Annotated in this window: 14 protein-coding genes and 1 tRNA gene; 9 read left to right on the top strand and 6 right to left on the bottom strand. The window is 67.4% G+C overall.

The window, feature by feature from the left end; all coding sequences use genetic code 11:
• Positions 1–8: 8 nt before the first annotated feature.
• From FBT96_RS01395 to FBT96_RS01385, 3 genes are read left to right on the top strand one after another with little or no spacing between them, the layout of a single operon-like run.
• Positions 9–470, top strand: a complete 462-nt coding sequence (locus FBT96_RS01395) for a RidA family protein (RefSeq protein ID WP_136904614.1) — start codon at positions 9–11, stop codon at positions 468–470.
• Complete coding sequence (locus tag FBT96_RS01390; protein WP_169583114.1) at positions 467–1225, top strand: glycerophosphodiester phosphodiesterase family protein; 759 nt, start codon at positions 467–469, stop codon at positions 1223–1225. The genes FBT96_RS01395 and FBT96_RS01390 overlap by 4 nt, the downstream gene beginning before the upstream one ends.
• Positions 1226–1272: 47 nt before the next feature.
• Positions 1273–2442: a GNAT family N-acetyltransferase gene (locus FBT96_RS01385; RefSeq protein ID WP_136904613.1), complete on the top strand. Its 1170-nt coding sequence runs from the start codon at positions 1273–1275 to the stop codon at positions 2440–2442.
• Between the two features lie 58 nt (positions 2443–2500).
• Here the strand turns inward: FBT96_RS01385 and FBT96_RS01380 are convergent, their stop codons facing one another.
• Positions 2501–2989, bottom strand: a complete 489-nt coding sequence (locus tag FBT96_RS01380; protein ID WP_136904612.1) for a peroxiredoxin — start codon at positions 2987–2989, stop codon at positions 2501–2503.
• A 76-nt stretch (positions 2990–3065) separates the two neighbouring features.
• On the opposite strand from FBT96_RS01380, the gene FBT96_RS01375 reads away from it, so the two are divergent.
• From FBT96_RS01375 to FBT96_RS01365, 3 genes are read left to right on the top strand one after another with little or no spacing between them, the layout of a single operon-like run.
• The gene (locus FBT96_RS01375) at positions 3066–4265 is read left to right on the top strand and encodes an NAD(P)/FAD-dependent oxidoreductase (protein ID WP_136904611.1); all 1200 of its coding nucleotides are present in this window, start codon (positions 3066–3068) and stop codon (positions 4263–4265) included.
• Positions 4262–4825, top strand: a complete 564-nt coding sequence (rsmD, locus tag FBT96_RS01370; protein WP_136904610.1) for a 16S rRNA (guanine(966)-N(2))-methyltransferase RsmD — start codon at positions 4262–4264, stop codon at positions 4823–4825. Before FBT96_RS01375 ends, rsmD begins: the two co-directional genes overlap by 4 nt.
• The gene (locus FBT96_RS01365; RefSeq protein WP_136904609.1) at positions 4822–5472 is read left to right on the top strand and encodes an HAD family hydrolase; all 651 of its coding nucleotides are present in this window, start codon (positions 4822–4824) and stop codon (positions 5470–5472) included. Before rsmD ends, FBT96_RS01365 begins: the two co-directional genes overlap by 4 nt.
• Positions 5473–5565: 93 nt before the next feature.
• Here FBT96_RS01365 and ykgO read toward each other — a convergent pair whose 3' ends face one another.
• Together ykgO and FBT96_RS01355 are read right to left on the bottom strand one after the other, a co-directional pair.
• Positions 5566–5691 carry a type B 50S ribosomal protein L36 gene (ykgO, locus tag FBT96_RS01360; RefSeq protein WP_013069105.1) on the bottom strand — a complete coding sequence of 42 codons (126 nt, stop codon included), beginning with the start codon at positions 5689–5691 and terminating at the stop codon, positions 5566–5568.
• A gap of 63 nt (positions 5692–5754) precedes the next feature.
• Positions 5755–5829, bottom strand: a tRNA-Val gene (locus FBT96_RS01355).
• Positions 5830–5986: 157 nt separating this feature from the next.
• Between FBT96_RS01355 and FBT96_RS01350 the strand changes: the two genes are divergently transcribed.
• Positions 5987–6850 (top strand): N-formylglutamate amidohydrolase, encoded by an 864-nt coding sequence (locus FBT96_RS01350; RefSeq protein ID WP_136904608.1) that lies wholly within the window; start codon positions 5987–5989, stop codon positions 6848–6850.
• On the opposite strand, the gene FBT96_RS01345 is transcribed toward FBT96_RS01350, so the two are convergent.
• A complete protein-coding gene (locus tag FBT96_RS01345; protein ID WP_136904607.1) occupies positions 6851–8113 on the bottom strand; it encodes a DNA polymerase IV in 1263 nt (420 codons plus the stop codon).
• A gap of 189 nt (positions 8114–8302) precedes the next feature.
• Positions 8303–10918 carry an ATP-dependent chaperone ClpB gene (gene clpB, locus FBT96_RS01340; protein WP_136904606.1) on the bottom strand — a complete coding sequence of 872 codons (2616 nt, stop codon included), beginning with the start codon at positions 10916–10918 and terminating at the stop codon, positions 8303–8305.
• A gap of 219 nt (positions 10919–11137) precedes the next feature.
• Between clpB and FBT96_RS01335 the strand changes: the two genes are divergently transcribed.
• Complete coding sequence (locus FBT96_RS01335) at positions 11138–11341, top strand: hypothetical protein (RefSeq protein WP_136904605.1); 204 nt, start codon at positions 11138–11140, stop codon at positions 11339–11341.
• A gap of 68 nt (positions 11342–11409) precedes the next feature.
• Positions 11410–12120 (top strand): orotidine-5'-phosphate decarboxylase, encoded by a 711-nt coding sequence (pyrF, locus tag FBT96_RS01330; RefSeq protein ID WP_136904604.1) that lies wholly within the window; start codon positions 11410–11412, stop codon positions 12118–12120.
• A gap of 70 nt (positions 12121–12190) precedes the next feature.
• Here pyrF and FBT96_RS20515 read toward each other — a convergent pair whose 3' ends face one another.
• Positions 12191–12346, bottom strand: a complete 156-nt coding sequence (locus FBT96_RS20515) for a hypothetical protein (RefSeq protein WP_013069099.1) — start codon at positions 12344–12346, stop codon at positions 12191–12193.
• Positions 12347–12366: the final 20 nt, after the last annotated feature.

Here is a 12366-nt window from a genome sequence, read left to right as displayed (position 1 = left end):
AGGACCCCATGGCATCCGCAATCGAAGCGCGTCTGAGCGCGCTCAACATCACGCTTCCCGACGCCCCCGCGCCCGCCGCGAATTACGTGCCCTTTGTCCGCACCGGCAATCAGATCTTCGTCTCGGGGCAGGTCTCCTCGGGCCCCGACGGCTTCATCAAGGGCAAGCTCGGCGCCGACATGAGCGTGGAAGAGGGCGCCGCCGCCGCCCGTCGTTGCGGTCTGGCGCTGATCGCGCAGGCGCGCGCGGCGGTGGGCGATCTGGACCGGGTGAAGCGGGTGGTGAAGCTGGTGGGCTTCGTCAATTCCACCGTCGATTTCACCGACCAGCCCAAGGTGGTGAACGGTTGCTCGGATCTCATGGTCGAGGTCTTCGGCGAGGCCGGTCGTCACGCCCGTTCCGCTGTCTCGGCGGCCTCGCTGCCCTTCGGCGTCGCGGTCGAGATCGAGGCGATCTTCGAGGTCGAATGATGCAGCCCCTGCCCGCGGCCTTCCTGACCCGTCCGATCGCGCATCGCGCGCTGCATGACCGTGCGCAGGGGCGGCCGGAAAACAGCCGCGCCGCGGTGCGGGCGGCGGTGGCTGCGGGCTACGGCATCGAGATCGACCTGCAGCCCTCGGCCGATGGCGTGCCGATGGTGTTTCACGATTACGACCTGCGCCGTCTGACCGGGGTTCCGGGCCGGCTGCGCGGGCTGACCGCGGCGGCGCTGGCCGAGATCCCGCTTTCGGGCGGGGACGAGGGCATTCCGACCCTGGCCGAGGTCTTGCAGATCGTCGCGGGCCGGGTGCCGCTGCTGATCGAGATCAAGGATCAGGATGGGGCGATGGGGCCCGATGTCGGCCCGCTGGAAGCTGCCACCGCGCAGGTTCTGGCGGGCTATGCCGGGCCCGTTGCCGTGATGTCCTTCAACCCGCATGCGGTGGCGGCCTTTCACCGGCACCTGCCCGCAGTGCCGGTGGGGCTGACGACCTCGGCCTATACGGCGGCGGATTGGCCGCTGTTGCCCGCGAAGATGCGCGTGCATCTGGCGGGGATTCCGGATTACGACCGGGTGGGGGCGTCGTTCCTCTCGCATGAGGCGGCAGATCTGGGCGCGCCCCGGGTCGCCGCGCTGAAGGCGCAGGGCGCGGCGATCCTGTGCTGGACGATCCGTTCGCCCGAAGCCGAAGCGGAGGCGCGGAAGATCGCGCAAAACATCACCTTCGAGGGCTACGCGGCTTGACCCTTGCCCCTCGCGCCCCACCTTTGGGAAAAGGTGCGGGGGGTATCTTGGACAGCGTCGAAGTCAACGTTCTGGCAGGGATTTCCTCGGTTCCGGCGGCGGAGTGGGACGCCTGCGCCTGCCCCGAAACCGCGGATGGCGGCCGCCCCCTCGACCCGTTCACCACGCATCGGTTCCTCGCCGCGCTGGAGGCTTCCGACTCGGTCGGGCCGGGCACGGGCTGGACGCCGCATCATCTGGTGGCCCGGCACGCGGGCGCGGTGATCGCCGTCGCGCCCTTTTACCGAAAAAGCCATTCGCAGGGCGAATATGTCTTCGATCATGCCTGGGCCGAGGCCTGGCATCGGGCGGGCGGCAGCTATTACCCGAAACTGCAGGGCGCCGTGCCCTTCACCCCCGTCACCGGGCGGCGGCTTCTGTGCCGCCCGGGGCAGGAGGACATCGGGCAGGCGGCGCTGTTGCAGGCGATGGCGGAACTGACGCGGCGGGGCGGCCATTCCTCGGCGCATCTGACCTTCTGCACCGAGGCCGAGGCCGAAGCGGCAAAGACCGAGGGCTGGCTGCACCGCACCGGCGTGCAGTTCCATTGGCAGAACCGCGGCTACGGGGGATACGAGGATTTCCTCGCCACCCTCGCCTCGCGCAAGCGCAAGGCGCTGCGCAAGGAACGCGAGAAGGCGCAGGGTTTTGGCGGCACGATCCGGGCCCTGACCGGCGCGGCGATCGAAGAGCGCCACTGGGACGCGATCTGGGCCTTTTATCTGGATACCGGGGCGCGGAAATGGGGCCGCCCCTATCTGACCCGCGCCTTCTTCGACGTGCTTCACGACATGCGCGACGACGTGCTTCTGGTCGTCGCGGAACAGGACGGCCGTGCCGTGGCCGGGGCGCTCAATTTCATCGGGCGGGAGACCCTCTATGGCCGCTATTGGGGTTGCCTAGAGGATCACGCCTTCCTGCATTTCGAGCTGTGTTACCATCAGGCGGTCGACTGGGCGATTGCGCAGGGCTTCGCACGGGTCGAGGCGGGCGCGCAGGGCGACCACAAGCTGGCGCGCGGCTACCTGCCCGTGGTGACACATTCGGTGCATCACATCCCGCATCCCGGGTTTCGTCGCGCCGTTGCGGAGTATCTGGAACAGGAACGCGCCGCCGTGGCCGAGGAGGCCGACGCACTCGCGGCGCTTGGCCCCTATCGGGAAGAAGAGCGTATTTAGTCCAAGAAGAAGACCAGGGTTTCTTCTTGGTCCAAATACGCCCTTGCGCCCTTTGGTGTCAGAGCGCCGCGAGCAGGCCTTCGCCCGCCGAGAGTTCGCAGACGCCCGGGCTTTCCTCGCGGTTCAGCACTTTCACCACGCCATCTTCCACCAGCATCGCATAGCGGGCCGAGCGGTCGATCAGCCCGACCGGCGGCGCCGAAAACGCCATGCCGATCGCCTTGGTGAAGGCGGCCTCGGCATCGGCGAGCAGGGTGATCCCGGCGGCGGTGGCCCCCGTCGCCTCGCCCCAGGCGGCCATCACGAAGGGGTCGTTGACCGAGATGCAGAGGACCTCGTCCACGCCCTTGGCGTCGAATTGCGGTTTCGTGCGGATGAAGCTGGGCACATGGGCGGTGGTGCAGACCCCGGTATAGGCGCCCGGCACGGCAAAGATCACCACCTTGCGGCCCGCGGTCAGTGCCGCCAGATCGACTGCCTCGGGGCCATTGGCGCCGATCTTCAAAAGCGTTGCCGCGGGAAGTTTCTCCCCAACCGTCAGTGTCATTGCGTTCTCCCTTCGCTTGGCACGGGCTGTGCATCAGGGATATAGGGGCGGGGACGGACATGACCAGAGGAAGACCATGAGCGGCATCGTGATTGTAGGCGGCGGGCAGGCGGCGGCGTCTCTGGCGGCGAGGGCGCGGGCGCTGGGCTACGCGGGCGAGGTGACGATTCTGGGCGAGGAGCCGGTGGCGCCCTATCAGCGCCCGCCGCTCTCGAAAGCCTATCTTCTGGGCGAGATGCCGCTGGAGCGGCTGACGCTGCGCGGTGACGACTGGTATGCGGCGAACAGGGTGACGCTGCGGGTGGGCACGCAGGTCACCGGCATCGACCGCGCCGCGAAAGCGGTGCTGATCGGCGATGCGCGGGTGCCTTACGATCATCTGGCGCTGTGCACCGGGGCGGTGCCGCGGCGGCTTCCCCCCGAGATGGGCGTCGAGGGGCTTTCCGGCATCTACACCCTGCGCGATCTGGCCGACACGCAGGCGATGGCGGGTGAATTCGTGCCCGGGCGCAATCTGGTGGTGGTGGGCGGCGGCTACATCGGGCTGGAAGCCGCGGCGGTCGCCTGCAAGCGCGGGCTGACCGCGAAGCTTGTGCACACCCGCGCCCGCATCCTGCGCCGGGTGGCGGGCGTCGAGACCGCGAATGCGATCCGCGCGATGCACCGCGCGCATGGGGTGGAAATTCTCGAAGACATCGGCATCACCCGGGTGCTGGGCGAGGGCCGGGTGAGCGGCGTCGAACTGGCCGATGGCCGCATCCTGCCCGCCGATTTCATCGTCGTGGGCATTGGGGTCGATCCGCGCACCGATCTGGCCGAAGCGGCGGGGCTTTTGATCGACGAAGGCATCGCGGTCGATGCGTTCGGCCGCACCAGCGACCCCTGCATCTGGGCGGCGGGCGATTGCGCCGCGCTGCCGGGGCCGGAGGGGCGGATGCGGATCGAATCGGTCGGCAATGCCATCGACATGGGCGAACTCGTGGCGGAAAACATGCTGGGCGCGGGCAAGGCCTATCTGCCGAAACCCTGGTTCTGGTCGGATCAGTTTGCCTCGAAGCTGCAGATCGCGGGGCTGTGCACCGGCCATGACCGGGTGGTGACCCGCACGACCGAGGGGCAATCGTTCTGGTATTTCCGCGACGGGCGGCTGATTGCCGTCGACGCGCTGGATGCGCCGCGCGCCTACATGATCGGCAAGCGGCTGATCGAGGGGGCCAAGGCGGTGACGCCCGACCAGGTCGAAACGGCCAGCGATCTCAAGGCGCTGATGGCATGAGAATCATCGGCGGCGAGAAGCGGGGCCTGAAACTGGCCGAGGTGGGCGAGGGCGACCTGGGCGCGCATCTGCGCCCGACCACCGACCGGGTGCGCGAGAGCATCTTCAACCTTCTGATCAACGGCACCCACGGCAATCCGATCCCGGGGGCGCGGGTGCTGGATCTGTTCGCGGGCACCGGGGCCCTGGGGCTGGAGGCATTGTCCCGCGGCGCCGCCCGGGTGGCCTTTGTCGATGACGGCACGGCGGCGCGGGTGCTGTTGCGCAAGAATGTCGAGCTGATGCGAGCGATGGGTGTGACCGACATCTGGCGGCGCGACGCGACGAACATGGGGCCCTGCCGCGGCGCCGGTTACGGGCTGGTCTTCCTCGATCCGCCCTATGGCTTGGGGCTGGGGGAAAAGGCGCTTGCGTCCTGTCTGGCGCATGGCTGGATCGCCCCCGGCGCGATGGTGGTCTGGGAGGAAAACACCGCCCCCGTCGTGCCGGAACCGCTGAGCCAGATCGACCAGCGCCGCTATGGCGACACCATCGTCACCCTGGCCCGGATGCCCGCATGACCGTGAAAGCCGTTTTGTTCGACTGCGACGGCGTGCTGGTCGACAGCGAGCCGATGACCTTTCTGGCGCTGCAGGAAGATCTGGCGACGCATGGGCTGGATCTGACGATCCCGCAGATGGAACGGCTGTTCCTTGGCGGCACGTTGGAGCGGGTGCAGCGGGTGGCGAACGACATGGGCGCCGGGCTGGGCCCCGGCTGGTGCGAGGAGTTTTACGCCCGGCTTTACGCGATGCTGCGCGACCGGGCGGAGCTGATGCCGGGGGTCGAAGCGCTGCTTGACCGGCTGGATGCGGCGGGGATCGCCTATGCCGTCGGCTCGAACGGGCGGGGCGCGAAGATGGCGGCGAGCCTTGGCCGTCATCCGGCGCTTTGGGCGCGGCTGCAAGATCGGCTGTTTTCCGGGCAGGATCTGGGCTGCCCGAAACCGGCCCCCGATCTTTATCTGACGGCGGCGGCCTTTCTGGGCGTCGCGCCCGCAGACTGCGTCGTGATCGAGGACAGCGGCCCCGGGGCGATGGCGGCGCAAGCGGCCGGGATGCGCTGCCTTGGCTATGCGCCCCACGGCGGGGCCGAGGCCCTGATTGCGGCGGGGGCCGAGATCATCACCGATCTGCGCCAGATTCCGGAACGCATCGGCCTTGCCTGAGGCCGGTCGCGACCGCGCAAGGGAATCGCGACCGCGCAAAGAAAAAGACCGCCGAGTTTCCTCAGCGGCCTTTCTAACTGCTCGAAGGCGGCCTCAGCCCTGACGGGCCTTGAAGCGCTTCTGCGTCTTGTTGATCACGTAGACGCGGCCTTTACGGCGCACGATCTGGCAATCGCGATGACGCTGCTTGAGCGAGCGGAGCGAGTTGCGGACCTTCATCGGTCTTCTCCTGTTCGCGGCGACGTGCGCCTTGAAAACGAATGCCCCCGAAGGGGCGGTGAATGGTGGGCGGTACTGGGATCGAACCAGTGACCCCTACGATGTCAACGTAGTGCTCTACCGCTGAGCTAACCGCCCGGAAACTTTCGCCGTTTGCCACCGCGTTCTTTCCCGAAGCAAAGAACCTGGCCGCAACCGCGTCGGTCTGGGGGTCTATAAAAGGAGTCGTTGCGGCTTTCAAGGGCCTTTTGGCAGGAAAAGAATTCGGTGTAGTCTTTCTTGCGAAGGAGTCCCCATGGCCGAGGTTTCCGCATCGATCCAGCCCTATCGGCTGCACCTGCCCCAGACGCTGAGTTCCGGGGTCGTCTTCGCGTCGCCGCATTCGGGCCGTTTCTATCCGGCCGACTTCACCCGTCGCGCCCAGCTGGACCTTTTGCGGCTGCGCTCCTCGGAAGATGCCTTTGTGGACAGGCTTCTGACGCAGGTGCCGCAGGCGGGGGCGACGCTGATCGAGGCGGTCTATCCGCGCGCTTTCGTCGATCTCAACCGCGCCGAGGACGAGCTGGACCCGGCGCTGATCGAGGGGGTGGCCCGGGGCTCGGGCGGGGCAAGGGTGCTGACCGGGCTGGGGGTGATTCCGCGCGTCGTCGCCGGGGGCCGCGAGATTTTCCGCGGCAAGATCCCGCGCGCCGAGGCCGAGGACCGGCTGGCCCGAATCTGGCGCCCCTATCACGGCCAGCTTGCGGCGCTGTTGCAGGATCGACGCGCCCGATTCGGCCGGGCGCTGCTGTTCGATGTCCATTCCATGCCAAGCGAGGCCGCCAGCGGCGGCAGCCCCGGGCCCGAGATCGTGCTGGGCGACCGCTTCGGCGCCTCGGCCCGGGCCGAGACCAGTCTGGCCGTCGAACAGGCCTTTCGCCGCGTCGGTCTGCGGGTGGCGCGCAACAGCCCCTTTGCCGGGGCCTATGTGGCGCAGCGTTACGGCCGCCCCGCCGAGGGGGTCGAGGTGCTGCAGATCGAGATCGCCCGCGCGCTTTACATGGATGAGGAGCGGATCGAACCGCTGCCCGGGTTCGACCGTTTCGCGCAAGCCATCGGGGCGGTCTTCGTCGAACTGGCCGATCTGATCCGCGGCGAGGCCCGCCTGGCGGCGGAGTGATCAGCCTTTGGTCAGGCCGCGGCCCAGCCGGATCGCCTCGGCGCCGAATTTCGCGCGGATCGCATCCGCCGCCCGTTCCGCCGCCGCCCGCGCCGTCGCCTGCGGATCGAGCAGATCGCCCACCGGATCCTGGCCGCCCGACGGGGACAGGTCGGAATAGCCCGCGCCGATCAGCCGGAACGGCCCCGGCTCGGGCAAGGTCCGCAGCAACGCCTCGGTCGCGCGAAACAGCGTGTCGGCCAGCTGCGAGGGTTCCTCGAGCTTCACCTGACGGCTGAGCGCGGAAAAATCCGCCCGCCGCAGTTTCAGCGTCGCGGTGCGGCCTTCAAGCCCCTTCGCCTTCATCCGCGCGGCGGCCTTTTCGCACATCGTCCACAGGATGTCGGCGAGCCGGTCGCGGTCGGAAATGTCGCTTTCGAAGGTGGTCTCGTGCGAGACCGACTTGATTTCGGCATCGGGGATGACCCGGCGGCGGTCGATCCCCTGCGCCAGATCGTAAAGCCGCAACCCGGTGGCGCCGAACCGGCTTTGCAGGGCTTCCGGACCGGCGCGGCGGATCTCGGCCAGGCTGCGCAGCCCCGCGCGCGCCAGCGCCGCCCGCGTCGCCTCGCCCACGCCCCAGAGGATCGAGGCGGGCTTGTCGCGCAGGAACGCTTCCGTCTCGGCCTGGCCGATCACCGAAAAGCCGCGCGGCTTGTCGAGATCCGAGGCGATCTTCGCCAGAAACTTGTTGTGCGACAGCCCGACCGAGGCGGTGACGCCGATCTCGGTCTCGATCTCGCGAATCACCCGGGCGAGGCTGACGGCGGGGGCCGCATGGTGCAGCCGGGCGGTGCCGGTCAGATCCAGAAACGCCTCGTCGAGCGAGAGCGGTTCGACCAGCGGCGTCAGGCTGGCGAATTTCGCCCGGATCAGCGCCGAGACCTCGGCGTAACGGTCCTTGCGCGGGCGCAGCACGACCGCCTCGGGGCAGAGCTTCATCGCCTGAAACATCGGCATGGCCGAGCGGACCCCGGCGATGCGGGCGATGTAGCAGCAGGTGGTGACGACGCCGCGGCTGCCGCCGCCGACGATCAGCGGCTTGTCGGTCAGGCTCGGGTCATCGAGCTTCTCGACCGAGGCGTAGAAGCTGTCGCAGTCGATATGCGCGACGGAAAGGCGGAACAGCTCGGGATGGCGCAGCAGGCGCGGCCGCCCGCAGCACGGGCAGCGCGCGGGGGGAGTGTCGAACGTGGCAAGGCAATCACGGCAAAGCGCAGGCATGATGCCCCAGTCTAGCGCCAAGTGTCCCGGCGGGGGAGGGGGGCTCTGCCCCCCGCCCGCAAGCGGTCCCCCCCGGGATATTTGTCCCAAGGTGAATGGGCAAAGGGGGCGTGTTTCACCTTGGTGCAAATATCCCGGGGGTGAATTTTGCCGCAGGCAAAAGAGGGGGCAGCGCCCCCCCTTTCCGGATCAGTTCAGCACGCGCGGCTCGGTCTGGACGCGCTGGCTGGCCGAGACCTTGCCGCCGACCACCAGCCCGTCGGGACCGGCGGTCACCGGAAGCGTTTCGCCGTCCTTCACCGTTCCGGCCAGGATCAGTTCGGCCAGCGGATCCTGCAGCGCGCGCTGGATCACCCGTTTCAGCGGACGGGCGCCAAAGACCGGGTCGTAGCCCTCGTCGGCCAGCCATTTCAACGCCGCCGCGTCCAGCGCCAACGTGATCTTGCGCTGCGCCAGCCGTGCCTCCAGACGCTTGAGCTGGATCGTCACGATCCCGTCCATGTCGTCGCGCGTCAGCCGGTCGAAGATCACCATCTCGTCCAGCCGGTTCAGGAATTCGGGGCGGAAATGCATCCGCACCGCCTCCATCACCTCGGCCTTGGCCTCGGACCCATCCGCGCCCTCGGGCAGACGGCTGAGCGCCTGGCTGCCAAGGTTCGAGGTCAGCACGATCAGCGTCTGCTTGAAATCGACGGTGCGGCCCTGGCCATCGGTCAGCATGCCGTCGTCGAGCACCTGCAAGAGCACGTTGAAGACATCGGGATGCGCCTTTTCCACCTCGTCGAAGAGCACGACCTGATAGGGGCGGCGCCGCACGGCTTCGGTCAGCACGCCGCCTTCGTCATAGCCGACATAGCCGGGGGGCGCGCCGATCAGCCGGGACACGGAATGTTTCTCCATGAATTCCGACATGTCGATCCGCACCATCGCGGCATCGTCGTCGAACAGGTAATTCGCGACCGCCTTCGTCAGTTCGGTTTTCCCCACCCCGGTCGGGCCGAGGAACAGGAACGAGCCCAAGGGCCGCCCCTCGTCGTTCAGCCCGGCGCGGGCGCGGCGGACGGCATGGGACACCGCGGCAATGGCGGTTTCCTGCCCGATCACCCGCTTGTGCAGCTCCTCTTCCATCTTCAGCAGCTTTTCCCGCTCGCCTTCGAGCATCTTCGAGGTCGGGATGCCGGTCCAGCGTTCCACCACCTCGGCGATCTGCTCGGGGCGGACGGCCTCTTCGACCATCTTGCCTTCGGCCACCGTCTCGGCCTCGGCCAGCACCCGTTCCAGCTCCGGGATGCGGCCGTATTGCAGCTCCCCGGCCTTGGCGAAATTGCCTTCGCGCTTGGCCTGTTCCAGCTGCGCCCGGGCCTGATCGAGCTGCTCCTTGACGTTGCGCGACGCCTCGAGCATGTCGCGCTCGGCCTGCCATTTCGCCGTCATCTCGGCGGAGCGCTGCTGCACGTCGGCCAGATCCTTCTCGAGTTTCTCGAGACGATCCTTCGAGGCGGTGTCATCCTCGCGTTTCAGCGCCTCGGCCTCGATCTGCATCTGCAGGATCTGCCGGTCGAGCGCATCGAGTTCCTCGGGCTTGCTGTCCACTTCCATGCGCAGACGGCTGGCGGCCTCGTCGACAAGGTCGATCGCCTTGTCGGGCAGGAAGCGGTCGGTGATGTAGCGATGCGACAGCGTCGCCGCCGCCACCAGTGCCGAATCGGAGATCCGCACCCCGTGGTGAAGCTCGTATTTCTCCTTGATGCCGCGCAGGATGGAAATCGTGTCCTCGACCGTCGGCTCATTCACCATCACCGGCTGGAACCGCCGCGCCAGGGCCGCGTCTTTCTCCACGTATTTGCGGTATTCATCGAGCGTGGTGGCACCGATGCAATGCAGCTCGCCCCGCGCCAGCGCCGGTTTGATCAGGTTCGCCGCATCCATCGCGCCTTCGGATTTGCCCGCGCCGACAAGCGTGTGCATCTCGTCGATGAAGAGGATGATTTCCCCCGCCGCCGCCTCGATCTCCTTCAGGATCGCCTTCAGCCGTTCCTCGAATTCGCCGCGGTATTTCGCCCCTGCAATCAGCGCGCCCATGTCGAGCGCCAGAAGCTTCTTGTTGCGCAAGCTTTCCGGCACGTCGCCGTTGATGATGCGCAGCGCGAGCCCCTCGGCGATGGCGGTTTTCCCCACGCCGGGTTCGCCGATCAGCACCGGGTTGTTCTTGGTGCGGCGCGACAGCACCTGCATGGTGCGGCGGATTTCATCGTCGCGGCCGATGATCGGGTCGATCTTGCCTTCTTCCGCCGCCGCCGTCAGGTCGCGGGCATATTTCTTCAGCGCGTCATAGCCTTGCTCGGCATTGGCGCTGTCGGCGGTGCGGCCCTTGCGGATGTCGTTGATGGCAGAGTTCAGCTTTTGCGCCGTCACCGCCCCGGCATCGAGCGCATCCTTGGCCCGGGTGTTCACCATCGCCAAAGCCATCAGCATCCGCTCCACCGGCACGAAGCTGTCGCCGGCTTTCTTCGCCAGTTTTTCGGCCTCGTCCAGAACCCGCACCAGCGCCTGTTCGACATAGACCTGCCCGTCGCCGCCCGAAACCTTCGGCAGTTTCGAGACGAACAGATCGACGCTTTCCTGCACCCGGGCGGGCTCGCCCCCGGCGCGTTTGATCAGATTGGCCGACAGCCCCTGATCGTCATCCATCAGCGCCTTCAAAAGATGTTCGGGCACCACGCGTTGATGGCCCTCGCGCATCGCGATCGTCTGCGCCGCCTGCAGAAAGCCGCGCGACCGTTCCGTGAACTTTTCCATGTTCATCGGGTCTCTCCTTGGTAAAGCCCCCGCGGTCTTGGCGCCCACCATGGCACGCCGGACCCGGGTCTTGCTGCAAAAGTGGTTGGGCGGATTTCCCCGTTCAAGAGGGGGGGCAGGCCCGAAGGCGGCGGGGCGGTGAAAAAAATTTCGCGAAGGCGGTCTTGGAAACCATTCGCCAAGACTTCACGTCCATCCTGAGGGTTCCAAACGCGAGGTCTCCCGATGCACCATGTTGCCGTTCGCATTGCGCACCTGATCTACAACGCCGCGCTTCGCCGGTTCGAAGCGGTGGTGGAGTTCTTCTCTCCCGGCCTGCCTGCGCCGATGCGGGTGCCGGTGCGGGTTCACGCGGCCCCCGACATGGGGCATCGTCGGCTGGTGCGCGCGCTGACCCACGAAGCCCGGCGGCGCGGCGGGATCTATTGACCCAATTCGCTTGACCGCTTCCGGCATCAGGGGCAAAACCCGGGCGTTTGCACCGCTGGAGGGTTGCCATGACTGATCTTCTTCCCGCCGATGATCGCCTGATCGTCGCGATGGACGTGCCGAATGCCCTTGCGGGGCTGGAGCTGGCGAAAAAGCTGGGCGACAGCGTCAGTTTCTACAAGATCGGCCTTGGCATGCTGACCGGCGGCGGGCTGGCGCTCGCGAACGAGCTGAAGGGCGAGCAGGGCAAGAAGATCTTCCTCGACATGAAGCTTTTCGACATCGGCGCCACGGTCGAGGCGGCGGTGCGCGGTCTGTCCCGCTTTGATCTGGATTTCCTGACCGTGCATGGCGACCCCCATGTGGTGACGGCGGCGAAACAGGGGGCGGCGGGCAAGGATCTGAAGATCCTTGCCGTGACCATCCTGACCTCGCTGGACCGGGCGGATCTGGATGCCGCGCTGCTCCGCGACGGGGCCGTGGCCGATCTGGTGGTCGAACGGGCCGGGCGGGCCTTTCTGGCCGGGGCCGATGGCGTGATCGCCTCGCCCCGGGAAGCGGCGCTGATCCGGGCCCTTCCCGAGGCGGCGGGCAAGCTGATCGTCACCCCGGGCGTGCGGCCCGCGGGGGCGGCCTTGGGCGATCAGAAACGGGTCGAGACGCCCGCTTCGGCGTTGCAGGCCGGGGCCGATCATCTGGTCGTCGGCCGCCCGATCTGGCAGGCCGAGGATCCGCAAGCCGCGGCGCAGGCGATCCTGCGCGAGATGGCCGGGGCCTGAAAACCGGGTTTTGAAAACGAAAACGGCGGCTCCGACCGGGCCGCCGTTTTCGTGCATGATGTGACGGGCGTCACTGATGGGTGGAGGCTTCCGCCGCCCCGGCCCCGTGTCCAAGACCCATCGGCTGGGCAAAGGAGAGCCAGGCCACAAGACCGACCAGACAAACGGTTACGCTAACAAGGAAGTACTTGAAGCTTTTCGCTTCTTTCGGGAAATCATCGTACATGTCTTCTCTCCTGATTTGCC

Origin of the sequence: Rhodobacter capsulatus, from assembly GCF_005144475.1 — a bacterium.
Classification (GTDB): domain Bacteria; phylum Pseudomonadota; class Alphaproteobacteria; order Rhodobacterales; family Rhodobacteraceae; genus Rhodobacter; species Rhodobacter capsulatus_C.
Note: the sequence above shows the minus strand (reverse complement) of the source record. Positions and strands in the feature narration are given on the sequence as shown.

What these genes read in the sequence shown, in the direction of transcription:
- pyrF (WP_136904604.1), top strand. Translation starts at nt 11,410, where the DNA reads ATGACTGATCTTCTTCCCGCCGATGATCGCCTGATCGTCGCGATGGAC.
- FBT96_RS01345 (WP_136904607.1), bottom strand. Translation starts at nt 8,113, where the DNA reads ATGCCTGCGCTTTGCCGTGATTGCCTTGCCACGTTCGACACTCCCCCC.
- FBT96_RS01365 (WP_136904609.1), top strand. Translation starts at nt 4,822, where the DNA reads ATGACCGTGAAAGCCGTTTTGTTCGACTGCGACGGCGTGCTGGTCGAC.
- FBT96_RS01375 (WP_136904611.1), top strand. Translation starts at nt 3,066, where the DNA reads ATGAGCGGCATCGTGATTGTAGGCGGCGGGCAGGCGGCGGCGTCTCTG.
- FBT96_RS01395 (WP_136904614.1), top strand. Translation starts at nt 9, where the DNA reads ATGGCATCCGCAATCGAAGCGCGTCTGAGCGCGCTCAACATCACGCTT.
- FBT96_RS01350 (WP_136904608.1), top strand. Translation starts at nt 5,987, where the DNA reads ATGGCCGAGGTTTCCGCATCGATCCAGCCCTATCGGCTGCACCTGCCC.
- FBT96_RS01380 (WP_136904612.1), bottom strand. Translation starts at nt 2,989, where the DNA reads ATGACACTGACGGTTGGGGAGAAACTTCCCGCGGCAACGCTTTTGAAG.
- FBT96_RS20515 (WP_013069099.1), bottom strand. Translation starts at nt 12,346, where the DNA reads ATGTACGATGATTTCCCGAAAGAAGCGAAAAGCTTCAAGTACTTCCTT.
- FBT96_RS01390 (WP_169583114.1), top strand. Translation starts at nt 467, where the DNA reads ATGATGCAGCCCCTGCCCGCGGCCTTCCTGACCCGTCCGATCGCGCAT.
- clpB (WP_136904606.1), bottom strand. Translation starts at nt 10,918, where the DNA reads ATGAACATGGAAAAGTTCACGGAACGGTCGCGCGGCTTTCTGCAGGCG.
- ykgO (WP_013069105.1), bottom strand. Translation starts at nt 5,691, where the DNA reads ATGAAGGTCCGCAACTCGCTCCGCTCGCTCAAGCAGCGTCATCGCGAT.
- rsmD (WP_136904610.1), top strand. Translation starts at nt 4,262, where the DNA reads ATGAGAATCATCGGCGGCGAGAAGCGGGGCCTGAAACTGGCCGAGGTG.
- FBT96_RS01335 (WP_136904605.1), top strand. Translation starts at nt 11,138, where the DNA reads ATGCACCATGTTGCCGTTCGCATTGCGCACCTGATCTACAACGCCGCG.